The sequence below is a fragment of the Halomonas sp. ATBC28 genome, from assembly GCF_005937175.1.
GTDB lineage: Bacteria > Pseudomonadota > Gammaproteobacteria > Pseudomonadales > Halomonadaceae > Vreelandella > Vreelandella titanicae.
This window is the reverse complement of record NZ_VCQL01000192.1, coordinates 1-393: the sequence shown is the minus strand read 5'-3', so window position 1 is coordinate 393 and position 393 is coordinate 1. Positions and strand designations below refer to the sequence as shown.

General features: G+C 50.6%; 1 pseudogene. It reads right to left on the bottom strand.

Going from position 1 to position 393, the window contains the following annotated elements:
* Positions 1-150, bottom strand: a pseudogene (locus E0L35_RS25995) (transposase domain-containing protein); the annotation flags it as partial.
* Positions 151-393: the final 243 nt, after the last annotated feature.

Sequence of the window (393 nt, the reverse complement as noted above, 5' to 3'; positions counted from 1 at the left end):
GTCTGCTATGACGCCAAGCACATGGCGAAGGTAGCTTTCTGGATCCACGTCATTCAGTTTGCACGTCCCGATCAGGCTGTACAGTAGCGCTCCCCGCTCACCACCATGGTCAGAGCCGAAGAACAGGAAGTTTTTACGACCCAGACTGACCGTCAACGCCACAATCTTTGACTGTTTGACATTGTCATGCCCGCAGGCCAGCGAATCTAAAGACATCTGACTGCTTGCATCAGCCAGTTGCGTATCTGGCTATGTCCCTTAATTGGTAAGGGTTCGAGGAACTCAACATTAACGCATTTTTCCGCCCATCACCGGCAGTGTATATGAACGATTGCACTCTTACGATGGTTGATTTATTTGGTTGCGTAGGGGCTAGCTAGTCTGGTACCGGAG